Annotated in this window: 25 protein-coding genes, 6 tRNA genes and 1 riboswitch; of the genes, 26 read left to right on the top strand and 5 right to left on the bottom strand. The window is 47.8% G+C overall.

The window, feature by feature from the left end:
- Window positions 1-12 precede the first annotated feature (12 nt).
- The 23 genes from KNO72_RS09505 (at window position 13) to KNO72_RS09615 (ending at window position 18,222) form a co-directional block, all read left to right on the top strand.
- A tRNA-Val gene (locus KNO72_RS09505) sits at window positions 13-88 on the top strand.
- Window positions 89-117: 29 nt separating this feature from the next.
- Window positions 118-190, top strand: a tRNA-Thr gene (locus KNO72_RS09510).
- 6 nt (window positions 191-196) lie between these two features.
- Window positions 197-280: transfer RNA gene (locus KNO72_RS09515), tRNA-Tyr, on the top strand.
- Window positions 281-285: 5 nt separating this feature from the next.
- Window positions 286-361: transfer RNA gene (locus KNO72_RS09520), tRNA-Lys, on the top strand.
- Between the two features lie 6 nt (window positions 362-367).
- Window positions 368-442, top strand: a tRNA-Gly gene (locus KNO72_RS09525).
- A gap of 18 nt (window positions 443-460) precedes the next feature.
- Window positions 461-536, top strand: a tRNA-Ala gene (locus tag KNO72_RS09530).
- A gap of 201 nt (window positions 537-737) precedes the next feature.
- The gene (rocF, locus tag KNO72_RS09535; RefSeq protein WP_214685188.1) at window positions 738-1,640 is read left to right on the top strand and encodes an arginase; all 903 of its coding nucleotides are present in this window, start codon (window positions 738-740) and stop codon (window positions 1,638-1,640) included.
- Between the two features lie 130 nt (window positions 1,641-1,770).
- The gene (gene sigW, locus KNO72_RS09540; RefSeq protein WP_214757985.1) at window positions 1,771-2,346 is read left to right on the top strand and encodes an RNA polymerase sigma factor SigW; all 576 of its coding nucleotides are present in this window, start codon (window positions 1,771-1,773) and stop codon (window positions 2,344-2,346) included.
- Window positions 2,343-2,978: an RseA family anti-sigma factor gene (locus tag KNO72_RS09545; RefSeq protein WP_214757987.1), complete on the top strand. Its 636-nt coding sequence runs from the start codon at window positions 2,343-2,345 to the stop codon at window positions 2,976-2,978. Before sigW ends, KNO72_RS09545 begins: the two co-directional genes overlap by 4 nt.
- 127 nt (window positions 2,979-3,105) lie before the next feature.
- On the top strand, window positions 3,106-3,966 hold the full coding sequence (gene cdaA / locus KNO72_RS09550; protein ID WP_012727638.1) for a diadenylate cyclase CdaA: 861 nt from the start codon (window positions 3,106-3,108) through the stop codon (window positions 3,964-3,966).
- A complete protein-coding gene (locus KNO72_RS09555; protein WP_214687697.1) occupies window positions 3,967-5,247 on the top strand; it encodes a CdaR family protein in 1,281 nt (426 codons plus the stop codon).
- A 36-nt stretch (window positions 5,248-5,283) separates the two neighbouring features.
- The gene (glmM, locus tag KNO72_RS09560) at window positions 5,284-6,642 is read left to right on the top strand and encodes a phosphoglucosamine mutase (RefSeq protein WP_078147859.1); all 1,359 of its coding nucleotides are present in this window, start codon (window positions 5,284-5,286) and stop codon (window positions 6,640-6,642) included.
- 358 nt (window positions 6,643-7,000) lie between these two features.
- Window positions 7,001-8,797, top strand: a complete 1,797-nt coding sequence (gene glmS, locus KNO72_RS09565) for a glutamine--fructose-6-phosphate transaminase (isomerizing) (RefSeq protein ID WP_078147858.1) — start codon at window positions 7,001-7,003, stop codon at window positions 8,795-8,797.
- Between the two features lie 139 nt (window positions 8,798-8,936).
- Window positions 8,937-9,503: a YdhK family protein gene (locus KNO72_RS09570; protein WP_214757989.1), complete on the top strand. Its 567-nt coding sequence runs from the start codon at window positions 8,937-8,939 to the stop codon at window positions 9,501-9,503.
- Between the two features lie 115 nt (window positions 9,504-9,618).
- Complete coding sequence (locus KNO72_RS09575; protein ID WP_078147856.1) at window positions 9,619-10,098, top strand: DUF2975 domain-containing protein; 480 nt, start codon at window positions 9,619-9,621, stop codon at window positions 10,096-10,098.
- Between the two features lie 10 nt (window positions 10,099-10,108).
- The gene (locus tag KNO72_RS09580; protein ID WP_012727632.1) at window positions 10,109-10,327 is read left to right on the top strand and encodes a helix-turn-helix domain-containing protein; all 219 of its coding nucleotides are present in this window, start codon (window positions 10,109-10,111) and stop codon (window positions 10,325-10,327) included.
- Window positions 10,328-10,410: 83 nt separating this feature from the next.
- Window positions 10,411-11,097 (top strand): DUF975 family protein, encoded by a 687-nt coding sequence (locus KNO72_RS09585; protein ID WP_214757991.1) that lies wholly within the window; start codon window positions 10,411-10,413, stop codon window positions 11,095-11,097.
- Window positions 11,098-11,166: 69 nt separating this feature from the next.
- Window positions 11,167-12,123, top strand: coding sequence for an NAD(P)/FAD-dependent oxidoreductase (locus KNO72_RS09590; protein WP_214757993.1), 957 nt, complete (start codon window positions 11,167-11,169; stop codon window positions 12,121-12,123).
- A gap of 85 nt (window positions 12,124-12,208) precedes the next feature.
- The gene (locus KNO72_RS09595; RefSeq protein ID WP_214757995.1) at window positions 12,209-12,652 is read left to right on the top strand and encodes a MarR family winged helix-turn-helix transcriptional regulator; all 444 of its coding nucleotides are present in this window, start codon (window positions 12,209-12,211) and stop codon (window positions 12,650-12,652) included.
- A 3-nt stretch (window positions 12,653-12,655) separates the two neighbouring features.
- Window positions 12,656-15,313 carry an MMPL family transporter gene (locus tag KNO72_RS09600; RefSeq protein ID WP_214757997.1) on the top strand — a complete coding sequence of 886 codons (2,658 nt, stop codon included), beginning with the start codon at window positions 12,656-12,658 and terminating at the stop codon, window positions 15,311-15,313.
- Between the two features lie 165 nt (window positions 15,314-15,478).
- Window positions 15,479-16,936, top strand: a complete 1,458-nt coding sequence (locus KNO72_RS09605; RefSeq protein ID WP_214757999.1) for a methyl-accepting chemotaxis protein — start codon at window positions 15,479-15,481, stop codon at window positions 16,934-16,936.
- A 102-nt stretch (window positions 16,937-17,038) separates the two neighbouring features.
- Window positions 17,039-17,323 carry a putative quinol monooxygenase gene (locus KNO72_RS09610; RefSeq protein WP_074035366.1) on the top strand — a complete coding sequence of 95 codons (285 nt, stop codon included), beginning with the start codon at window positions 17,039-17,041 and terminating at the stop codon, window positions 17,321-17,323.
- Between the two features lie 14 nt (window positions 17,324-17,337).
- Window positions 17,338-18,222, top strand: a complete 885-nt coding sequence (locus KNO72_RS09615; protein ID WP_214730161.1) for a VOC family protein — start codon at window positions 17,338-17,340, stop codon at window positions 18,220-18,222.
- A gap of 35 nt (window positions 18,223-18,257) precedes the next feature.
- Here KNO72_RS09615 and KNO72_RS09620 read toward each other — a convergent pair whose 3' ends face one another.
- Window positions 18,258-20,072 carry an LTA synthase family protein gene (locus KNO72_RS09620; RefSeq protein ID WP_214730162.1) on the bottom strand — a complete coding sequence of 605 codons (1,815 nt, stop codon included), beginning with the start codon at window positions 20,070-20,072 and terminating at the stop codon, window positions 18,258-18,260.
- A 177-nt stretch (window positions 20,073-20,249) separates the two neighbouring features.
- Here KNO72_RS09620 and KNO72_RS09625 point away from each other — a divergent pair, with 177 nt between their 5' ends.
- Both KNO72_RS09625 and KNO72_RS09630 read left to right on the top strand, forming a co-directional pair.
- Window positions 20,250-20,441: a helix-turn-helix transcriptional regulator gene (locus KNO72_RS09625; RefSeq protein WP_031421892.1), complete on the top strand. Its 192-nt coding sequence runs from the start codon at window positions 20,250-20,252 to the stop codon at window positions 20,439-20,441.
- Window positions 20,442-20,444: 3 nt separating this feature from the next.
- Entirely contained in the window at window positions 20,445-20,912 is a 468-nt protein-coding gene (locus KNO72_RS09630) for a hypothetical protein (protein ID WP_078147848.1), read from the top strand.
- A gap of 118 nt (window positions 20,913-21,030) precedes the next feature.
- Here KNO72_RS09630 and KNO72_RS09635 read toward each other — a convergent pair whose 3' ends face one another.
- The gene (locus KNO72_RS09635; RefSeq protein ID WP_074035381.1) at window positions 21,031-21,429 is read right to left on the bottom strand and encodes a VOC family protein; all 399 of its coding nucleotides are present in this window, start codon (window positions 21,427-21,429) and stop codon (window positions 21,031-21,033) included.
- A 232-nt stretch (window positions 21,430-21,661) separates the two neighbouring features.
- Here KNO72_RS09635 and KNO72_RS09640 point away from each other — a divergent pair, with 232 nt between their 5' ends.
- Window positions 21,662-22,117, top strand: coding sequence for a GNAT family N-acetyltransferase (locus KNO72_RS09640; protein WP_371815851.1), 456 nt, complete (start codon window positions 21,662-21,664; stop codon window positions 22,115-22,117).
- Here the strand turns inward: KNO72_RS09640 and KNO72_RS09645 are convergent.
- The 3 genes from KNO72_RS09645 to KNO72_RS09655 all read right to left on the bottom strand — a co-directional run bounded on the left by KNO72_RS09645 (window position 22,112) and on the right by KNO72_RS09655 (window position 23,872).
- Window positions 22,112-22,375 (bottom strand): hypothetical protein, encoded by a 264-nt coding sequence (locus KNO72_RS09645; protein ID WP_047794733.1) that lies wholly within the window; start codon window positions 22,373-22,375, stop codon window positions 22,112-22,114. The two genes, KNO72_RS09640 and KNO72_RS09645, sit on opposite strands and share 6 nt — an antisense overlap.
- Window positions 22,376-22,435: 60 nt before the next feature.
- The gene (gene thiW, locus KNO72_RS09650) at window positions 22,436-22,921 is read right to left on the bottom strand and encodes an energy coupling factor transporter S component ThiW (protein ID WP_078147846.1); all 486 of its coding nucleotides are present in this window, start codon (window positions 22,919-22,921) and stop codon (window positions 22,436-22,438) included.
- Window positions 22,922-22,987: 66 nt separating this feature from the next.
- Window positions 22,988-23,086, bottom strand: a riboswitch (TPP riboswitch).
- Window positions 23,087-23,131: 45 nt separating this feature from the next.
- Window positions 23,132-23,872: a hypothetical protein gene (locus KNO72_RS09655; RefSeq protein ID WP_214758001.1), complete on the bottom strand. Its 741-nt coding sequence runs from the start codon at window positions 23,870-23,872 to the stop codon at window positions 23,132-23,134.
- Window positions 23,873-23,885 lie beyond the last annotated feature (13 nt).

Below are 23,885 nucleotides of genomic sequence, written 5' to 3' on the forward strand. Positions count from 1 at the left end.
GGTCACCAATATGGAGGATTAGCTCAGCTGGGAGAGCACCTGCCTTACAAGCAGGGGGTCGGCGGTTCGATCCCGTCATCCTCCACCATCTTTATTTATTACATCAAACCTATATATGCCGGTGTAGCTCAGTTGGTAGAGCATCTGACTTGTAATCAGAGGGTCGAGGGTTCGAATCCTTTCGCCGGCACTCCTCGGGGGGGTAGCGAAGTGGCTAAACGCGGCGGACTGTAAATCCGCTCCTTCGGGTTCGGCGGTTCGAATCCGCCCCCCCCCACCAGGTTTGAGCCATTAGCTCAGTTGGTAGAGCATCTGACTTTTAATCAGAGGGTCGCAGGTTCGAGCCCTGCATGGCTCACCATTTTTTGCGGAAGTAGTTCAGTGGTAGAATACGACCTTGCCAAGGTCGGGGTCGCGGGTTCGAATCCCGTCTTCCGCTCCATATTCTTATCCCTGTTTCGGGGCCTTAGCTCAGCTGGGAGAGCGCCTGCCTTGCACGCAGGAGGTCAGCGGTTCGATCCCGCTAGGCTCCACCATATGTTTTTTTCTTAAGTTAGTGATGACTTAAGTTTTTTTTTGCCTAAAACCATGAACCATTCAATTGAGAGTACAGAGAAAGGCAGCCTGCCACCATTCAGGCTGCCTTTTTGCATGTTTATTCATCATTCTGCCGAGTTGAACCAAACAAATGATGGCGTTTACAATTTAACTATCAAGCGTATAAAGGGGGAATGGCGATGCAATGGTCATATATTCACGTGCCGCTGCGTTACGGTCAGGGGAAATTAGGGGTCGATCAAGGACCGACAAAGTTAAATGAAATGGGGATGCAACAACTCCTTCCAACAGGAACGGTCAAACATACGATTCGTGTCTTGCCGGAATCTGAAATTCGAGAAAATGAAGAACATTTAAAACGGGTCGATGGTGTCCTGCATACCGTCACGGAATTAGCAGAAGTCGTACATCGTGAGATTTCAGAAAATCGATTCCCTTTGATCGTTGGGGGCGATCATAGTATGGCAATCGGTACTCTTGCTGGATTGGCTCAAACAGGTCCTTATGGAGTCATTTGGGTGGATGCTCACGCTGACTTGAATACAGGCGAAACATCACCATCGGGGAATATTCACGGAATGCCACTTGCGGCAGCGATGGGGATGGGCGACGTGCGTCTGACAGAAGTGGGCGGACGTGATCCGAAGCTATCACCAGAGCATTTAGTTTATATTGCCCTGCGTGATATCGATGAAGGAGAAATGAATGAAATCAATCGACTCGGCATCAAAGTCATTACAGTAGAAGAAGTACGTACGCGTGGCGTGGATGTCATCATGAAAGAGTCATTAAGTTATCTTCGTGAACGAGTAGACCGTTTTTATATCAGTTTCGATATGGATAGTCTCGATGCATCCCTCGTTCCTGGAACAGGTACACCGGTTGACGGCGGTTTAACAGAAGTCGAAGCCAAAGCGATTTTAAAAGAAGCGATGCAAGCAGAAGACTTGATCGCAGTAGAGCTCGTCGAGTTAAATCCGGCATTAGACCGGGATGACGTGACGGCTCAGTTGGCCTATCGCTTATGTGAAACGATTATAAAATCTAAAGAAAACCTGTTATTGGAAGGCGAAACCGTCTGATTTCCTTACAGTTTCCAAACCCGTTTGCTACAATGGGGATGGAAACTTTTTTTGATTTTTTTGAAACCATTTCAATATCAAGACGTATATAGAGATGACCGCATGTGTAGCGGAGAGGGGAAGTGGATTGATGGAACGGCTGACCACCCGTTTGGTTGATGAATTGAGGGCGGGGAATCACGATTCGTTTGCCGAACTGGTAGAACTATACAAGGATGGCGTCTTTGCAATCGCCTATAAAATTTTGTATGATCGCGGCGAAGCAGAGGACGCTGCCCAAGAGGCGTTCATTCGTGCCTATACACGAATCGATACGTATGACGCGCAATATAAGTTCAAAACATGGCTCTATCGAATCACGACAAACGTTGCCATCGATCGATTGAGGAAGCGGAAGCCGGATTATTCGATGGATGCCGAAATTGCGGGTACAGACGGTTTGACTTATCAAGACCACTTAGCTGATGAAGCGCCCCAACCCGATGCCCAAGTGGTTCATCGCGAAATTCGAAGTGAAATGCATGAGGCAATCAAGCAACTTCCAGACAAATATCGCATTCCGTTATTATTAAAATATGTGGATGATTTGTCGCTTAAAGAAATCAGCGTGATGATCGACATGCCGGTCGCAACGGTTAAGACAAGGATCTTCCGGGGAAGAGAAATGTTAAAAACAATCTTTCAAAATAGGGAGGGGTTCAATTGACTCCTGAAGAAAAAGTACAACAATATTTGGAAGATGGCGTTTTGCCCGAAGAATCTGACGAATTGCGTCAATTGTTAGAGGACGATGAATTATATGAATCGTATCTACAATATGAACGAATCGACGCAGAACTGAAAGCATTGCCTCGTCCAAAAATATCAGCAGATTTTACGGCTCGAGTGATGGCCGCTTTACCTGAAACTCCTGCACAGACAGCACCTGATTCTGTCGTACCGTTATCAAAACCGGTTCGAAAAGAACGCAAACCGCACTCGAAACAAATGCTATGGTTGCAACGGCACCCAGGTTTGATTGCGGCCGTACTGTTCTTTAGTTTGATGTCTAGTGCGACACTCGGACTATGGAGCAGCGCTTCAGAGACGATGACCTATACAAAAGTACCAGGTGTGATCGTATCTGAGAATGAAGTCATTGTCCCGGCCGGTGTCACGGTTGAAAAAGACATCACGGTCCAAGGTGGCGATTTACGGATTGAAGGTACCGTCAATGGAAACGCGACAGCCGTCAATGGTCGTGCCTATTTAGCAAGTGCCGGTCAAGTGACAGGTGAACTCGAACAGATCGATCAGATGTTCGAATGGATTTGGTATTCGATAAAACAACTTTTCTAAAGACGCTTCTGGCGTCTTTTTTTCGTTTCAATCTGGTTTCGTTTTGACGTGACGCAATGCGTATCTATAGAAATGATGATATAATGGAATTTGCACGATTTAGCTAGGTAGTTGAGGAGGGGAGCATTTGCCGCTACTTGAACAAGTATCATTTTTCTCATTTTTAAATCTTTCAGAAAACGTACATTGGTACGATTATTTGAATGATGTTTTAGATATCGTCGTCGTCACGTATGTCATTTATAAATTAATGATGATTGTGCGTGGGACAAAAGCAGTACAATTAATTAAAGGAATTTCCATCATTCTAGTCAGTTGGTTCTTGAGCGGTTTCTTCGGGTTGAAGACGCTCCAGTTCTTGCTAAATCAGGTGATCACGTACGGTCTCCTCGGAATCATCATCATTTTCCAGCCAGAGTTGAGACGGGGTCTTGAACATCTCGGACGAACGAGTAACTTATTCAGTCGTACGGGAACGAGTGATGAGGAGCAACAACGACAAATGATTGAAGCCATCGTCAGTTCCGCACAGTACATGTCAAAACGGCGAATCGGTGCATTGATTGCGATTGAACGTGATACGGGATTGAACGAATATGTGGAGACCGGCATTCGTATGGATTCGCATATCACATCCCAGTTGATTATTAACTTATTCATTCCGAATACGCCGCTTCATGACGGCGCGATGATTATTCAGGACGGGAAGATTGCGGCGGCAGCTTGCTATTTACCACTTTCGGAAAGTCCGCACATCGATAAAGCCCTCGGGACGCGTCACCGGGCAGCCATCGGAGTCAGTGAAGTGACGGATAGCGTCACTCTTACCGTCTCAGAAGAAACGGGAGCAGTCTCACTTGCAATCGCGGGCCGCTTGTATCGGGAACTAGACGAAGAAGCGCTTCGCAATAAATTAATTCAAGAACTCGTCATCGAAGAAAAAGAGGCGACCCTCTCGTTCTTCGGCAAAAAAGGAGGGGATAAGTAAGTGATTGATCAGTGGTTACAACATAAGTGGTTTCTCCGCTTCATCGCACTTGCTTTAGCCGTCCTTTTATACTTAATGGTCGCTGAGACCAGTTCTTCGAATAACGCCTCAAGCGCATTGCCAATCGTCGGACAAAGTTCCATGACGCTCGATGTGCCGGTCGAAGTGTTTTTTGATGAGGTCCAGTATGTCGCATATAATGTTCCGGAAGAGATGGGTGTCGAGCTTCAAGGGCCATCTAGTAGTTTAACGATGACGAAATTGGTGAAAGATTATCAGGTGTTCGTCGATTTGACCAATCTTGGCACCGGATTCCATCGTGTCCCGGTCGAAGCGCGTGGATTCGGCGGAGACGTCAATGTCAAACTAGATCGAGAGACTGTCGAAATCTATATCGATCGGAAACAAACGATTGAAGTCCCTGTGTCCGTGAATCTGTTGAACAAAGATCAATTACCGGACGGAAAAGTCGCGGGCGATGTCGAAATCGAACCGTCGACTGTAAAAGTCACAGGTGGTGCGAGTCGGATTCAAAACGTCAAAGAAATCACGTTGAATGTGGATGTTGCCAATCAAAGTCAGACGTTCACACGAGAAATTCCACCGACCATTTTAGATGCGAATGGAAATCCGTTGAACGTGTCGGTCGATCCGAATATCATCAATGTCACCGTACCGATTTATGACGAGAGCGCGATGATTCCAATCGAGGTCGTCACGAGCGGAGAGGTGGCAGACGATTTCCGCTTAGTTGATACGTTGCTAGGTGAGACGGAAGTCCGTGTCTTTGCACCAAAAGCGGTGCTAGATGAACTCCAGCAAGTGGAGACAGAACCGATTGAACTTGACGATTTAACGAAGTCGGAAAAAGTGACCGCTACCCTTCGTCTTCCGGAAGGAGCGACTTCACTCGGTAAAAAAGAAGTAGAAGTCCAGGTGCTCGTTCGTCCAAATGATGAGACGAAAGATGACACGGGTGAATTGACAGAGCGGATTCGGTTGACCGTTCCAATTAATGTCCGTGGATATGACCGGACGAATTTCACGATTCAAACGCAAGATGTGGTCAGCGTAACGCTCTCGGGCAAACGTTCCCTTCTTGAAAGCATCTCATCAAACAGTGTCAACGTGACGTTAGATCTGACTGGATTACCGAGCGGAACACATGCGGTCGATGCAGATTATGAAGTACCAAAAGGCGTGACCGTGATCTCGCCAAAGACAATCGATGTTCAATTGACGGGCGTCGATGAAGAAACCGAAACATCTTCCATTCAATAAAGATGTTCAATCATACAAAAGTGAGGATTTAATCTTATGGGTAAATATTTTGGAACAGATGGAGTTCGCGGTGTTGCCAACTCTGAGTTAACTGCGGAATTAGCATATCGTTTAGGTCGTGCGGGTGGCTACGTGTTGTCGAAACATTTGCCAGAAGGCGAACAGCCGAAAGTGTTGATCGGTCGTGACACACGGATTTCAGGACATATGCTTGAAGGTGCATTGATTGCGGGTCTTCTCTCAATCGGTGCAGAAGTGATGCGTCTCGGTGTCATCTCAACACCTGGAGTCGCTTACTTGACGAAATCGCTCGACGCGACGGCAGGTGTCATGATTTCAGCATCGCATAACCCTGTGGCGGATAACGGAATCAAATTCTTCGGTAGCGATGGTTTCAAATTAGACGATGCGACCGAGCAAGAAATTGAAGACATCTTAGATGCTGCGGAAGATACGCTCCCGCGTCCGACAGGTAAAGATCTCGGTTTCGTATCGGATTACTACGAAGGCGCGCAAAAGTATCTTCAAATGTTGAAACAAACGGTAGAAGAAGACTTTGATGGTCTTCATATCGCACTCGACTGTGCACATGGAGCGACGAGTGGCCTTGCGGCTCGACTGTTTGCAGACTTAGAAGCAAACGTGTCGACAATCGGAAACTCGCCAAACGGTTTAAATATCAATGAAGGTGTCGGGTCGACACACCCTGAGCATTTGGCCGAATTCGTCCGTGAAAAAGGAGCGGACATGGGCCTTGCCTTTGATGGGGATGGAGACCGTTTGATTGCGATTGACGAGAACGGTGAAATTGTCGACGGAGACAAGATCATGTATATTTGCGGAAAATACTTGAGTGAAAAAGGGCGTCTCAAAGACAACACGATTGTCGCGACGGTCATGAGTAACCTCGGTTTCCATAAAGCCGTTGAAGAAGCGGGCATGACGGCGCTTCAAACAGCAGTGGGTGACCGCTATGTCGTCGAAGAAATGAAAAAACATCAATATACACTCGGTGGCGAACAATCAGGTCATTTGATTTTCCTCGATCACTCGACAACGGGTGACGGTATGTTATCTGGTGTGCAATTGGCAGAAATCGTGAAATCGACAGGGCGTAAACTGTCTGAATTAGCGGCAGAGATGCCAGTTTATCCGCAAAAGCTCGTGAACATTCGTGTGACGAATAAAAACGATGCGATGAACGGAGAGCGTGTCTTGGCAACGATTCAAGAAGCGGAAGCGGAAATGGCCGGAAACGGTCGGATCCTCGTCCGTGCATCAGGTACAGAACCACTCGTTCGTGTCATGGCGGAAGCCCCGACAGCGGAAGAGTGTGACCGTTACGTTGAAAAAATCGCACAAGTCGTGCGCGAAGATTACGGCGTAGACGGATAAAATTTTCGAAACCGGGAATAACACAAGGGAATCCACATCGGATTCCCTTTTTGTTTCCGTTTTGTCATCGAGAAAACAGCGGATTTTCTTGACGAATGGGGGTGTGATTTGTACTATTAAGAGCGTGACCTTGGAAACGGAAGGACACAAGAGTACGAACAAGCGCCAGAACTCTGCGGAGTTGACGAGGTTGGAGGTTATCGAGATTTCGGCGGATGCCTCCTCGTCGCCTGTCACGACGATAAGCATGCTTTTAAAACGCCCGGGCGACCGGACGGACAAAGAAGCGTGTACTGACAGCTCTTAGAAAAAGCCCGTTTCCTTTTTCGAGAAATCGAAGAATAGAGGAGATTTGTTTATGTGTGGAATTGTAGGAATGATTGGGAATACCGGAGCGAAGGAAGTCCTTCTCAAAGGTCTCGAAAAACTCGAGTACCGTGGTTATGACTCGGCAGGTCTTGCGTTGATGCATGAGAATGTCAACGTTCACAAAGAAGTCGGTCGCATTGCTGCGCTACGCGAAATCATCCCAGCAGAAGTAGACGGCACGATTGGAATCGGCCACACACGTTGGGCGACACACGGGGTACCGAGCGTGCCGAACGCCCACCCGCATCAAAGCACGACTGGACGTTTCACGCTCGTCCATAACGGCGTAATCGAGAACGACGAGCTCATCAAGAAGACGCTCGACGTCCCGTTCCTTTCAGAGACGGACACAGAAGTCATCGTCCAGCTCATGGAGAAGCACTTCGTCGAGCTCGGCGATGTCGAGGCGGCGTTCCGTAAGACGCTTTCGGACCTCCACGGTTCGTACGCGATCGCGATGATCGACTCAGAGGACAAAGAGCGCCTCTATATCGGCAAGAACAAGTCGCCGCTCCTCGTCGGACTTGGTGACGGCACGTTCAACGTCGTCGCATCAGACGCGATGGCGATGCTCCAGGTGACAGACCAGTACCTCGAGCTCCACGATGGTGAGATCGTCATCCTCACACGTGAGTCGGCGACGATCAAGACGCTCGACGGCGAAGTACTCGAGCGTGCACCATACACGGCCGAGATCGATGCGTCAGACATCGAGAAGGGCACGTACGCGCACTACATGTTGAAAGAGATGGACGAACAGCCAGCCGTCATCCGTAACATCATCCAGCACTACCAGAACGAGAACGGCGACATCGAGCTCGCAGAAGGCGTGCGTGAACTCGTTTCGGAAGCAGACCGCGTCTATATCGTCGCATGTGGTACAAGTTACCACGCTGGTCTTGTCGGGAAGCAATTGATTGAGCGCGTTGCAGGTGTACCGACTGAAGTACACGTCGCATCAGAGTTCGGTTACAACATGCCACTTTTGACAGAGAAGCCACTCTTCCTCTTCATCTCACAATCAGGTGAGACAGCGGACAGCCGTGCCGTCCTCGTCGAAGTGAAAAAATTGGGCCATAAAGCGCTCACGTTAACGAACGTGGCAGGATCGACATTGTCACGTGAAGCGAACGAGACGATGCTCCTCCACGCAGGACCAGAGATCGCGGTCGCCTCGACGAAAGCATACACGGCACAGATTGCCGTCCTCGCAATTCTCGCATACGACATCGCTCGTGCGAACGGGAAGAAACTACCGTTTGATCTCATGCAAGAACTTGCACTCGTTGCGACAACAATGGACTCGATCATGGCACAAAAAGAAATCTTTGAAGAGCTTGCAGATAAGTTCTTGAAAGAGTCACGTAACGCATTCTTCCTCGGACGTGGATTGGATTCATATGTAGGTCTCGAAGGCGCATTGAAGCTGAAAGAGATTTCATATATCCAAGCAGAAGGGTACCCAGGTGGGGAACTCAAACACGGTCCGATCGCCTTGATTGAAGACGGGACACCGGTCATCACGCTCGTGTCTCAACCACACACACACCTCAACATCCGTGGAAACATCAAGGAAGTTGTGGCGCGTGGTGCCATCGCATGTACGATTTCAATGGAAGGAATGGAGCATGAGAACGACGCATTCGTTCTTCCACGTGTTGAACCACTTCTCACGCCACTCGTGACGGTTCTTCCACTTCAACTCATCTCGTACTATGCAGCACTCGCTCGCGACTGTGATGTCGACAAGCCACGTAACTTGGCGAAGTCTGTAACGGTTGAATAATGTCCAAGACCAAAATCTTTCGGGATTTTGGTCTTTTTTGTTGCAATGAGTTAACAAATCATCGCAATGTTCTCAAAAACGTCTGTTTCTTCAAAAGAGGGGGTAAAATCTACATGAGTATGAACAAAGGAGAGATTTGATGAAACAGAAGAAATGGATGACAGGTCTCGGTGTCGTGATTCTCGCGACATCATTGGCCGCTTGTGGGGATACGGCAGAGGACGACACATCGATGGAGATGTCAGAAGAGCAAAGCATGGACCATTCAGCGATGGATCACTCCGGGTCTGGAGAAGTTCCAGACGGGCTGATGGAAGCCAGTGATCCGACTTTTCCAGTCGGATCAACCGCGATGATGACAGCGGATCACATGCCAGGAATGGAAGGTGTGGAGGCCACGATTGTCGGTGCTTATGATACGACGGTCTACGCCGTCAGCTATACACCGACAACAGGCGGTGACCCGGTAGAAGATCACAAATGGGTGATTCACGAAGAATTGGACAATCCAGATGAGGAACCGTTGTCTGAAGGGGATGAGGTCGTATTGGCCGCCGACCATATGGAAGGGATGGACGGCGCAGAAGCGACAATCGATACAGCGGAAGAGACGACCGTTTACATGGTTGATTACACGACCGAAGACGGGGAAAAGGTCACAAACCATAAATGGGTGACCGAAAGTGAATTAGAAGCAATGAAATGAATGTGATAGACCTCGAGTACATCTCGTGGTCTATTTTTTTCATTAAATATTTATTGATAAACGATAAATCGTGGCATATGATAAAGAAAATAAAACTAAATGAGGTGTTTGGCAGATGAAACGGGAAACCATCTTTTTGAAACTAGCAGTGATTGTCTTGTCGCTCCCGATTCTCGCGGCATGTATCTTTTTACTCCCTTTCCTTTGGCGAGAGGCGGTGGAGAGCGGAGGATGGATTGCGAATTCGATGCGACCGATTATTGGAGGGATGTATGTAGCAGCGATTCCCTTTTTCGTTGCCTTGTCACAGTCATTCATCTTACTTGGATTGATTGATCGGAATGAGGCATTCTCCTATCGGTCGGTGAAAGCACTTCGTGTCATTAAATATTGTGCGTTGACCATCACGGCCATCTATATGGCGACACTCCCGTTCTTCTATTGGTTCGCTGAGCGTGACGACTCGCCAGGATTTTTAGTCATCGGATTCGTCTTCGTCTTCGCCGCATTTGTCATTGCCGTCTTTGCTGAGTTGTTACAGAAATTATTGAAGCGAGCCATCGATATGAAACAAGAAATCGATTTGACGGTCTGAGGTGAGAAAAATGGCGATGATTGTGAATCTAGATGTGATGTTAGCGAAGCGGAAAATGAGTGTGACAGAGCTGTCGGAACGGGTCGGGATCACCATGGCGAACTTGTCGATTTTAAAGAATGGAAAAGCGAAAGCGATTCGTTTTTCGACGCTCGAAGCAATTTGTGAAGCGCTCGACTGTCAACCGGGGGACATACTAGAATATCGAGCGGACGAACGAGCAGAGTGAATCTCTGCTTTTTTGTGTGAACATGAAACGTATTTGAACGATATAGCGTATATAAGATAAATCATTCAGGGGGAGACTAGAAAATGGTTCAAACATGGACAGAACGGACACACGAAGCAATTAATGGGAAACGAGGTCGACTGTTAATCTGGTCGTTTCTCTGTGCCGTTATATTAGAATCTAGTGCATTGCTCGATCCGACACTTTACGGGGCGAAAGCCGATTCAGTACAGGCGATTGTATTCCTTTTAAGTACAATTGTTGTATCCTTCATGCTATATCCAATCATCATTGGGTATCACTGGGTCATTCTTTCAATCATTCGCGGACAAGACGCGCAGTTCCGTGATGTATTTCGACCGATGAAAGAACGATTTGGTAAGCATGTGACTGCAGTCATCCTACTAGCCATCTTCCAGACGCTTTGGACACTATTGTTCATTGTTCCAGGAATCATGAAGTTCTTCTCTTACGCGTTCACGTACTTTATTTTGCGAGATGAGCCAGCATTATCGGTCAGAGAATCGATCACGAAGTCACGCGCGCTGATGCATGGTCAGAAGTGGGACGCATTTAAACTAATTTTGCCGTTCATCCCGATTTATTTGATTGGCTTCACGTTATTTACGGTCGTCAATTCGGTTTTACTTGCTGCATTCTCCCTATCGATTGCGACGGTTCTCATTCGTCCATTCGTCGTTTCGCGCTTCGCTGTCATGTATGAAGATACGCGTCGGGCTTACGACGAACAATGGAACAAGCCAGCCTGAAGCATATCAAACAGAGGGTAAATTGAAGGAACGTGCTACAATCTTCATGAAGAGAAAGGGGAATGCGGAATGAAGATTGGGATCATCGGGGCCGGTCTGAGCGGAATCATCGCAGCGCGTGAACTCGTGCGTCAAGGTCATGCCGTTGAACTGATTGAAAAGAGTCGAAGCGTCGGGGGACGCTTGGCGACGCGTCGAATCGGTGATGGACGAGCCGACCATGGAGCGGTTTATTTCACGGTGCGTGGAGAAGAGCTCGAACGAGAGGTACAGTCGTGGATGAATGCGAACTGGGTGCGGGTCTGGTATGCCGACCCTTATCCATGTTATGTCGCGATTAATGGGATGAATGCCCTCGCTAAGCGTTTAGCTGAAGATTTGACCGTACAGTTGAATGAACGAGTGGAGAACGTTCAACTGGAAGAAGACGGAACCGTCACAGTCAAGACAGACGTGACGACGCGTTCCTATGATCAAGTCGTGATGACGGCACCGCTTCCACAGTCATTCGAACTACTAGGGAGTTTGGTCGACCAGATCAAGCCCGCGCTACTTCGTCTCGTATATTCGCCGACGTTCGTGGGTCTTTTTGAATGTGCCGGAGATGTACAGATTGGAGCAGACGGTATTCTCGATCAAGAACTGGTACCCGGTGTATTAAAAATCGTCGATAATCGCCAAAAAGGAATCTCTGCGACACCACTCGTAAGTGTCTATATGGAAGAGGCGTGGAGTGAGGCGTGGTATGAGCGACCGGAAGCAGAGACACTTGCTGAAATAGAGCGGTTAGTGCGTGAAGAAGTCGGAGACCTCGACATCCAATCACGGCAATTGAAACGTTGGCGTTACGCCCAAGCGAAAGACGTATGGCATGAGCCGTTTTATCAAGTAAGCCATCATCCCATCTATTTAGCAGGGGACGTCTTCCTTGAAGCTGATGATCCATCCGGACGAACGCGATTCGAAAGTGCCTATCTGTCTGGGTTACGTGTGGCAGAAACCATCGAAAAGAACATGGATCGATAAGGGCATCGCTTATCGGTCTTTTTATTTGACGCCATTTAGTTTAGGGCATAAACTATAACCATCTAGTTTAGGGGGTAAACTAAAAATGAAAGCATTGATGCGTGAAGCGGTGCAGTTGTTTGAAGAAGTGATGTTCCATGGGACGGAACATGTCATCGAAGCGATGGAGGGAAACGTATGGCGCGAGTATTCGCGTGAACAGCTCCAACTGTTGAAGTTACTCGATCAGTTTGGACCAACTCCGGCTGGGCAATTGGCGCAAAAACAAGGTGTCCATAAAAGCGCGGTCTCGAATCGCCTGAAAAAGTTGGTCGAAAAAGGACTTGTCACGAGTCGACGAGGACAAGATCAACGGGAACGATTGATTGAATTGACCCCAGAAGGGAAACGGCTCGTCGAAGAAGTGGACGGTGCCGTCTATCGATATGTGGAATCCCTCATCGATGGAGAAGTAGACGAAATTGAAATCGAGCAGTTTGTTCGGACGTTCCGAAAAATAAAGCAATTGCTCCGAATCGGGGAGGAATAACACATGCATAAAATCATTCAATGGCGCTGGGGAATTTTCATTTCCCTCATCGTATTGACGGCAGCATTATTTGTCGCAGCACCGAACTTAACGAAACAAGCAGAAGAGGCAGGGAGCTTCCAACTTGCGGACGACATGGACTCACAACGCGCACAAGAGATTTTAGATGAAGCTGGGAAAAGTGACAAGACCATCTCGCTCGTCTACGAGTTCGAGACGATTGGCGAAACAGAGCGAACAGATGTCGCGCGTGTCATCGAAGAACTTAAACAAAATGAAACGGTCGTGACAGATGTTCTCGATCCGTTCGAAAACGAGGAGACAGAGGCACAGCTCGTCTCAGAAGACGAACGCATCGTCCTCGTCCCCATCACGGTAGAAGGTACGACGGAAGAAATCAATGCGTTTGCTGATGATGTCCGTGAAAACGTGCTCCCACAAGAGGAGACAGTATATATCACCGGGGAAGAAATCATTAACAATGATGTGAACTTAAGTGCCCAGGAAGGGTTGAAAAAGACAGAGATCATCACGGTCGTGTTGATTTTTGGATTACTCCTTCTCGTCTTCCGTTCCATCGTGACCCCGTTCATCCCGCTCATTGCGGTCGGATTCACGTATCTGTTGAGCCAATCCTTTGTCGCGTTCTTTGTGGATTGGTTTGGGTTCCCGGTGTCCAACTACACGCAGATCTTCCTTGTCGCCATCTTGTTCGGGATTGGGACAGACTACTGTATCCTGCTTCTTAGCCGTTATAAAGAAGAACTCAGTGCAGGGCATGCCATCGAAGACGCCATCGTCAATACGTACAAGACGGCAGGACGGACGGTCCTCATCAGTGGACTCGCGGTCTTCGTCGGTTTTGCCGCCATCGGATTTGCTGATTTTCCAATCTTTAAATCAGCGGTCGCCGTCGCAGTCGGGATTGCGGTGTTGCTGCTGATTCTCTTCACGGTCGTCCCATTCTTTATGGCGACGCTCAAACAGCGACTGTTTTGGCCGTCGAAAAAGGCAGGCGAGCATCATGACAGCAAGCTTTGGGCTAGTTTGAGCCGATTGTCGGTCAATCGCCCGTTCGTATCGATTTTGGTCGTCGGGTTGATTACAGTACCTGTCTTATTCACATATGACGATGCCCGTTCGTTCAATACGGTCGATGAGATTGGAGACGGGTACGATTCGGTTAGTGGACTGAATTTGATCTCAGAAGGGTTCGGTCAAGGGGAATCCCTTCCGGTACAAGTCATTTTGAGACAAGATCAAGCCATTACAGAATCAGAAGTTCCCTATATCGAAAAGTTTGCAAGTGAGCTTGAAAAAGTCGAAGGTGTGAATGGTGTCCGTGCGCTTACACGTCCTACTGGTGAAGTCATCGACGATTTTTATGTCGATACGCAGCTCAGTGAAGTCAGCGATGGCTTGTCTGAAGCGCAGACGGGTCTCGGGGATGTTCAAACTGGATTGGATGAGATTGAGCAAGGATTGAACGGGATTGTTGGACAACTACCAAGCGGTTCAACCAATGCTGGGGCACCGCTTGCAGAAGCAGCAGCGGGACTAAATCAGTTGAATGGTCAACTTGGTCTCATTGGGCAAGGATTGACAGCGACTCAAAACATCCCGGCCGCAGTCGGACAGCTCGGTCAAGTATCAGCTGGCCTCACACAAATTGAGTCAGGAATCAACGAAGCGGCGTCCGCATTAAATGCACAAGGTTCTCAGGTCGGTGAACTTGGTAGCGGGTTAGCGCAACTGGCGACAGGTGTCGCGGAAGCGAACGACGGGCTAGGACAAATTGAGTCTGGTCTCGGCGAAGTCGTTTCGTTCTTACAACAGTTGAGTGAAGCAGATGCGCTTCGGGAGACTGGTGTGTATCTTCCGGAAGGGACGCTCACATCAGATGCGTTCTCACCTGCAGTCGAACGATATGTCTTCGATGAAGGAATGGCGACTCAGCTCGAGGTCGTCTTAGAGATGGACCCGTATTCGCCAGAAGCGATTGATACCGTTGAGACAATCAAAGAGACGATGAATCGTGCCGTGACGGGAACACCGTATGCGGATGCGACCATCGGATATGCCGGGATCTCAAGTATCAATAGCGATTTAAATGAAACATCGACGAATGATTTCAATCGAACGGTAGCCATCATGCTCGTGACGTTGTTCATCGTCTTGACAGCACTGTTCCGCTCGATGATCATGCCACTCTATATGATCGCTTCGCTTCTCTTGACGTACTATACGTCAGCGGCGATCACAGAGCTAATCTTTGTAGAAGGACTCGGCTATGACGGGATTAGCTGGGCCGTTCCGTTCTTTGGATTTGTCATGTTGATTGCCCTTGGAATTGACTACTCCATCTTCTTGTTAGATCGATTCCGAGAAGAAACAATCAATGGGAAGACGGTCCGTGAGGCGCTCATCCACTCGATGACGAAGATGGGTACCGTCATTATGACCGCCGCGGTCATCCTCGCTGGGACGTTCGGTGCCATGATTCCGTCAGGCGTGCTCAGTCTCGTCCAGATCGCGACAATCGTCATCACCGGTTTGTTATTGTATGGCTTGATTGTGTTACCGCTGCTCATCCCGGCAATCACCGTCTCCTTCGGGGACGGGGTATGGTGGCCATTTAAACGGAAAGTTGAAGATAGATAATTGTGAGGGATTCAGAGGACAACAAGTGCAGCGAATGCTGGCATATGTTGTCCTATTTTTATTTGTTGAGTCAATACAAAACTGCGAGAAATGGACTTAAAAATTTTCGGCATGTGCCGATAAATACATATAGACTCTTACTTTTATTGAAAGAAGGCAACAATCATGGTAAATCATTTTGAGAAAATGAGCTCGTTACTCGTATCGCGGATGATAATCATTTTGTTTTTCCTTTCTTATCCGATCATGGGTGTTTTGTATTGGATGGGGGAGCTCGCGGGGCAAGGCGCAGTCAATTTTATTCTGATAGGTGGTGTCATTCAAGCCGCATCATGGCTGGGCCATCGCTTCTATGTGGAACATACTTGGTTGAAGTATGGGCTCGTCACGTTGATGTACATTGCAGCTTCAGCAATTATCTTGACGCTGCCAGGTACTGCGATTCAAAATATCGTCTTTCTGTATATCGTATTGATGTTGATGTACTTGAATCGGCATCTTGTGCTGTACGGCAGCATTCTCGCGCTTATCGTATCGGTCGGAGCTGTATTGATTGGGCGCTTTTCATTTGAAACGCCGCTCGATCTCGTCATTTGGTTCACTGTGCTCACAATGGCTTTGTCTGGCGCCTACTTCGTTTCTTTCTTTGGGGCAAAATTATTACACGAGACGTTTACACAACAACAACAAGCTGAACAGCATGCGAGTGAGGTCGAACTCACCATGGCGAAGACGACAGCGAGTGCGACAATGCTTCATGGCGCGGTATTTACAATGAATGATTCCGTTGATTCCGTCACGAACGCCTCAGAACAAGTCACGGCCCAAATTGGTTCGATGACAAAACGAACGTCTGAACAAGCAGTTTTGATTCAGAATGTCGCCTCACAAATTCAATCCACTGTACAGGCGTTTGAACGGATGCAACAACAGCTTCAAGAAACAACCTCGCACGTGAACGGTGTCTTACAAGACGCTCAACTATCACATGACAATATGGATTCGACAGAACGGTCGCTTGCTGAGCTGAACTTAAGTATCGGTGAAGTGAATCTAGCCTTTAAAGGATTGGCGGAGCGTTTCCAAGAAGTGCGGACCATCACGGATACGATTCAGCAAATCTCGTCTCAGACGAACTTGTTGTCTCTTAACGCTTCAATTGAGGCGGCACGAGCAGGTGAACACGGAAAAGGGTTTGCCGTCGTCGCGACGGAGATTCGAAATTTGTCCGCTCAAACGGCACAAGCATCAGCTCAGATTAATGACATTATCCAACTCGTCATGCAAGAGGTACAAGTGACGGAACGTGCCATCGATGGCAGTACAGAACGTCTATCGACGCAGGAAGAACAAGTCCGTAAGAGTGGGGCGTCGATCCTTTCCATGATTCAAACGACAAATACGGTCGCAGGAACAGTAGATGAGACGTCGAGTCAGCTCCAAATCGCCGCCGCAGAATTACACAAAGTCCATCAAGTGACGGGTGATATGACGGCGTTGACGATGGCACTCGAAACGAACAGCCAAGACGTTCATGTGTTGACGATTTCACAACAAGAAGCGTTAGCTTCGTTGAAAGATCAAATTGAAGAACTGAACGAGATTGCGAACGAACTCGTCTAAACGATGGACACGCCTTTACAAATCGGCGTGTCCATTTGCGTATACATCTCTTCTAAAACGGGAAAAGTATTGCGTTCATGTAAAACGGAGGAGGAATTTGCAATGGAAATCGTGATTACCGCTGTATTAAAGGCATATCCGGGGAAAGAGGAAGAGTTAAGGCAAGCGCTCGATGAAGTCATTTCCCCATCGAGACAAGAAGAAGGATGTTTGACGTATGTGCTCCATGAGTCAATCGATGCCCCGGGCACGTTCGTGTTCTATGAGAAATATCGGGACGAGACGGCGCTCGACGCGCATATCCATTCAGCCCATTATCAGGCGTACCGGAAACGAGTGGAGACATTGCTCGCCGTGAGAGACGTGTATCGTCTACGTGAAGTCTGAAAGGAGGAAATCTAATGATTACCCAATCGATTATCCCGTGTATTTGGTTCGAAAGTCACGTCGAAGCGATTGCGGAGTGGTACGTCTCGAAGTTTCCCGATTCGTTCATCGACTATACGACGAAACTGATGGATACGCCTTCAGGTGAGACGACGATTGTGACCGTCTCGCTGTCGGGACAGTTCTTGCAACTGCTTGGGGCGGGTCCGTTGAAGGACCGCAATCCCTCCATCTCGTACATGGTCACGTTCCCGACGTCGGAAGAAGTGGATACGCTTTGGGGCGAATTGAGTGAGGGGGCAGAGGTGCTCATGCCGCTTGACACGTATGATTTCAGCGCGCGCTATGGCTGGTTGAAAGACAAGCACGGGGTATCCTGGCAAATCATGCATAGCGGCGGGATGGACATCCAGACGGTGACCCCATGCTTTTTGTTCGTCGGGGACGTCTTTGGTCATGCTGAAGCGGCGATGAACGATTGGATCTCTATTTTCAAAGATTCATATGTATTGGACGGACATACGGTACGATACACGGAAGAAGACGGGGACGAGCTTGATGGGAAAATCAACTATGCTCGTTTCGTCTTATCCGGTCGAGAATTTGTCGTGATGGACAGTAATGAAAATCATACATTTTCGTTTAACGAGATCCAGTCGCTCATCGCTTTTTGTGAGTCGCAAGAAGAAGTCGATTCCTACTGGGAGCGGCTATCGGCTGTACCGGAAGCAGAGGAGTGTGGTTGGCTGAAAGATCGCTATGGCGTCTCCTGGCAAATCATCCCGTGGGAAATGGAAGAGATGATGACGGTAGGTTCGCAAGAGCAGATTGAACAGGTCGTACAGGCATGTCTGCCCATGAAAAAGCTTGATATCGCGACATTGCGTAAAGCTTACTGAACAAAACTCCCGAAACAAATAGCTCGGGAGTTTTTTCATGGACTCATTTGCGAGAGGGCATCTTTCTCGATGATGGTATCCGAGAGCCGGAGCTGACTGGCCGCGCGGTCGATGTAAGGGGCGCATCGATCGAATGCGACTTGTTCTTCCGTCTCAATGGAATAGCATGTGCCGTTACCAGCACGTTCGGTCAAGTCTGGTTCATAGTAATAATCTTCGTATCGGAAAGCGCCCGTCCGAAAGACGGTTAGATTTGACGTATCATTCAATAAGGAGTCGCCAAGCATATATGCTGGAGAGATTCCAAGTAAATCGAGAATCGTCGGGGCGATATCGATTTGTCCACCACTCGCCTCCATGACTTCTCCTGTCGTCGGTCCAGGTGGTTTGATGAAGAGAGGGACGGCACGGTCAAGTTGAAACGCGTCAACCGTCGAGTTCACTTCTTCGAGGGTAGCCATCTCTTCTCCTGGTGCCGTCAGACCGCTATCGTGGTCACCATACATGACGAGAAGCGTCTCATCCCAGAAACCATCTTGTTTCAATCGTTCGATGAACTGACCGACAGCGGCATCGACGAAATGAACGGTATGGTAATAGTTTTCGAGAAGGGGATCGTCGATATCAGATAGGTCCAACCGCTTCTCGTCTTCCGGGATATCGTACGGTGTATGACTCGTTAAAGCGACTAAAAATGCGTAAAATGGTTCATCCAACTCTTCCATAAATCCGACCGACGTATTTAAGAATTCCTGATCGTTGAGTGCCATCCCGATGATGCCTTGATCGGGGTAGTCTTTGTCGCTAAAGAAATGATTGAACCCGATATTGTCATAAAAGTCATCGCGATTCCAAAAGTCTTTTCGGAACGAATGCATGGCTGCCGTATCGTAGCCCGCCTCATTCAAGGATTGAGAGAGCGCGCTGAATTGATTTCCCGGGAAACGCGTGTAGACGGAACCAGATTTGACAGGATAAAGTGACGTGTTGACGATGAACTCTGCATCAGACGTTCGCCCTTCATGCGTTTGATGATACACGTTCGGGAAGTAAAACATGTCACGTCGCAGTCGGTTCAAATTCGGGGTCAGTTCCTGTCCATCAATCTGTTGATCGATGACGGATGTTTGGAATGATTCGAGTTGTAAAACGATAACGTTCGTATCTGGACTTGGGGCACTTAATTCTTGATAAGAGAGTGCTTGAATTTGAGAACGCTCTTCTTCTGTCAGGGCTTCGTTCCATCCCATAGCACGTTCGACGCCTCGGGCGACATCCATCGCGTGATAGCCCCAAAATCCAAGATGATAGTATTCACGCATATTCGATATGGGGTCGTCCGCGATCCACTTTTCTCCACGCTGATAACTGAGGGTGAGCGGGATTGTGAAGAGAAGAAATCCGAGTGTGAAGCCAGCGAGCGCCAATCGTCTTCCGTTTCGTTTCCCTTCACGGACAGGATGACGTTTCATATAACGCAAAATCAAACCGTAGATGATGAGGTCGATGAAGAAGAACGCATCGATTGGGCGGATGAGCGTCAAGAAGCCACCCCCGACATCTCCCATCTGCCCGATATCAGATAGTAAGGCGACGGATAATAAGTCTTCAAAATAGCGATAGTACCAGACGTCCGAGACGAGCAGGGTACTATGCAGGAACAGAGAAACGTATAAAATCCATCGGCGGATCGGATAAGACACGGCGAGTGCCCAACTCGTCAGGAGCAAAATCGTCGCCAAATTGATGAGGAAGAATGAGAAGTCGAACGCCGTCGCGGTCAACCAGCTAAAAAAGAAGAGCTTTGCCAGAGAGAGTGACAAGTAGCTCCAATAATCGAGATATTTCATTAGTGATCTCCTAACTCAAAATGTAGTTACTGTATCCTTTCCTTTCTTATGAACAGAGAAAACGTAGAAAGTGTGATGGAGATTCATTCGTAATCAAAAATATGTAATATATATATTGCGTTAATGGAATATATATATTACATTTTAGGTATTGCGCAACTAAATTAGGAGACAGACATGGGAAATAGAGTAAAAGAACATCGAGTAGAAAAGAATCTTACTCAAACCGATTTGGCAGAGGCGATCGGTGTGACTAGACAGACAATCGGTTTGATCGAATCGAATAAATATAATCCCTCTTTGAAACTCTGTATTGCCATTGCGAGGGTTCTGGGCGTCACGTTAAATGATTTATTCTGGGAGGAGTAAAAGATGAAAGAATCATGGGTCACAATGTTTTTACCAAATGACGAATATAAAGAAAGGCGGATGTTGTACTTTATAGCCGAGGCTTTCGTTTTGTTCATTGGATTTTTGGGAGTAGTCGTTCTATTGAATAGATTTTCAGGTATATTCAACACTGAGTCTTCATATATTTTATTGAGTGTTATAGCAATTCTAAGTCTCTATGTATGGATTCGCTATATTCTCTCAGGTATGGAGTATACAAACGTTGTTGAGAAATCTGAATATAAAATCGAACTAAGGAAACTGATTGGTTCCACATCGAAGTTTGCTGTTTTGTTTGCTGGAGTGGCAATAGCATTAAAGGTGACAGGTGTAGTGATTTACTCTTGGGTGGACTTGTTAGCAATGACACTTCTTTCAAATGGGTTACTTCTGGTCGCACAATTCATTTCACTTCAACGGTCATTTAGAAAAAATCGTGAGCTTTCATGACCGAGTTGATATATTCGTTTTACTTCAAATAGGACATCTATGTCTTTAAGAGTGCATAACAAAACCAGGTCCCATGCAAACATGGACCTGGTTTTGTTAGATAACTGTGAAGCTCTGATTATGTAATCTCGAACGTATCACGCAGTTCAATGATGGTTCCTTCCGGTGCTTTTAATTTACTTAAATGTCCATCGACGACGAAGTAGATGTTGCCACCGTGCTTCGGTAAAAACGTGACGCCGAGTTGTTCGAGTCGTGCGACTTCCGCTTTGAGGTCATCTACATAGAGGGCGAAATGGACGGGACCGGCCACATGTTTCGAGTAGTCTTGTAACGTTTCATCTGTTTTAGCAGTCTGGAGCTCAATATAAAAATCACCGAGTTTGAGCCAACTGTTGAAGTCACGCGTATGAAAGTTTGGCGACTCCTGGACGAGTTCAAAACCGAGCGCTTCGTAAAATGACTTCGATGCGGCATAATCCGGGGTTTGGATACAGATATGATGGATTTGTTTCATTGGTTGTTTCCTTTCGTTTGCAAATCTTTCACTCGATCACGGTGGAACGGAGAAGTCAATTCTTCTGAGATGAGGCTGATCGTATGTCCATCCGGGTCTCGTACGTCTAGTGTAACGAATGCATGCTTTCGAAGATACGGGAGAAGAAACTTTTTACGGGAGAAAGCGTATGAAAGAGAGAAAAGGACTAAAAAAAGAATGAGGTGAACATATAAAAGTAAATGAAATCACGATTCAACCGGTTGATGCAGTCAATCGAGAGGCGGTCATCGCCCTGACAGTGGACGAGAAACAATCTCGATTCATCGAGACGAATGCCGAATCCCTTCGAGAGATGATTGAGGATACGAAATACAATTGGCAGAGCTTTGCATTTTATGAAGGCGAGCGAGCGGTTGGCTTTATGATGGTCGGAGCGGAGAACCAGTCAGAACGTTACGTGTGGCTCGACCGTTTCATGATTGATCAATACGAACAGGGGAAAGGCGTTGGAACGAAGTGCCTACGCATGGCAGTGGAATTCATCCAGACACAATACGACGTGGATGATATCATCCTCAGTCTCCATCAAGAGAATGAAGCCGCGAAACGATTTTATGCGAAGAACGGCTTTTTCGACAGTGGCTTAATTGATGAATGGAACGGTGAAGCGATTTGGGTCTATCATACAAAAAACCGACCGTCATGAGTCGGTCGGATTCTCGGATGGACTTGTTTTTTGCGTGACATTCATAGCTGCCAAGAAGAAGGGGATAGCGGCAAAGAGAAACAAGGTAACGAACCAGTTTTGGAGAAATGGATCGACAAACGTCGGTTTTTCCAACCAGCTCCCGGTTGAGATTTCGGCGTACCAACGTATGTAGAGTGCGATGCGTTCGAGCGTATATAAGAGTCCGGACAAAAACAACAAAATACCACCCGCTACAAGTTGATTGAAACGAGACATAAAACCCCTCCTCTATAGATGTTGTCTATAGTTTACCATTTTCATCCAAAAAGGGAGCTTTTATTTGAGTACGCTCGGTCGCAACTGTTTGACACGCGACAAGACGAGCCAACCGAGAAGCGCACCCGTCAAACTAGAGGCAAGGAACGCCGGGACAAAGAAAAATGCACCGAACGTCGAACCCATCAACAGTTTTGCGTACGGGACGGCAATCAACGAAGCGATAACCCCAGTCCCGATGATTTCTCCGAGAGCGGCCGCATAGACGCGGTTCGTGCGAACGAAGAACATGCCGGCAAGAAACGCGCCAATCATGCCACCAGGGAATGCGAGCAGTGATCCTGTACCGGTCATGACGCGAATGAGTCCGGTGACGAAAGCGACGAGAACGGCTCCGATTGGACCGACGGTGACTGCGGCAATCACGTTCACCATATGTTGAATCGGATAAGCGCGGGCGACACCTGTAGGAATCGAGATGAACATCGAACCGACGACGGCGATGGCAACGAGCATTGCCATCCAAGTGAGTTGTTGAATACGCATGAATAGTCTCCTTTCAAAATAAAAACGCCACGTTTCCAGACGGAAAAATGGCGTGGACATACAGAGACGTATCCCAAGCCACTTCCCTACGCTGGTATGAGCCAGATCAGGTTCAAAGGGTCCGGCAAATGCCGTCTCAGCCCGAAGGCTCCCCTAGTGGTCGTTTATTGATTTGAGTATAGCATAGCTAAAATCGGAAAAGGGGCGAAATTATCCCTCATTCTTGGCTAACAGGTCCTCATAGTTCTTCTCGTTCCAAAAGAGCGGTGAGATGGATTCGGGGCCTTTTAAAATTTCTCCGTCCTGATCATATACGATGGCATACCCGCTCTCGACATCGAATACGAACAAGTCGGCAGTGACTTCAGTCACGCCGTTCCCGGCGATGATCACATCATCGATTGGCTCCCGTGCAAGTTCGACGCCCGCTTCATCGAGTTCGACGAGGAGAGCTGACGTGTAGGCATGGCGGTCATAGACCGTTTGGAATTCATCCTGCGTGAGGACGACATCGGTAGGTGGGGCACTTGTACCGAATTTCCGATTTTCAATCTCTTCAACGTATTGAAGGAAAGATTCCTCTTGCCAGAATAGCGGAGCGACCGACTCAGAACCATTGATCACCGTTCCGTCTTGACTGTCGAAAATGGTAGCATACGTCCCGTCATCGAGCTTGAATGGGTAAATATCCGCATACGTATGCTCGAGGCCGTTGCCTGCGATGATGACCCGTTCGAACGTCTCCCGAAACGGTTTGATTCCTTGTTGTTCAAGGGCAGTAAGGAGCGGTTTCGTTTGTTCGTATTGGTCATAGACGTCTTTAAAGTCCTCACGCGTCCATTCGGTGATGGGTTCATCGGGTGATTCGATTGGGGTTGGATTGTCTGCCACCGTATCTGTACAACCCGCGAGTAAAAGTGCACTTAATCCGAATATCGCCCATCGTCTCATGTTTCCATCCCCT

The sequence above is a fragment of the Exiguobacterium sp. s123 genome (assembly GCF_018617075.1).
GTDB lineage: Bacteria > Bacillota > Bacilli > Exiguobacteriales > Exiguobacteriaceae > Exiguobacterium > Exiguobacterium profundum.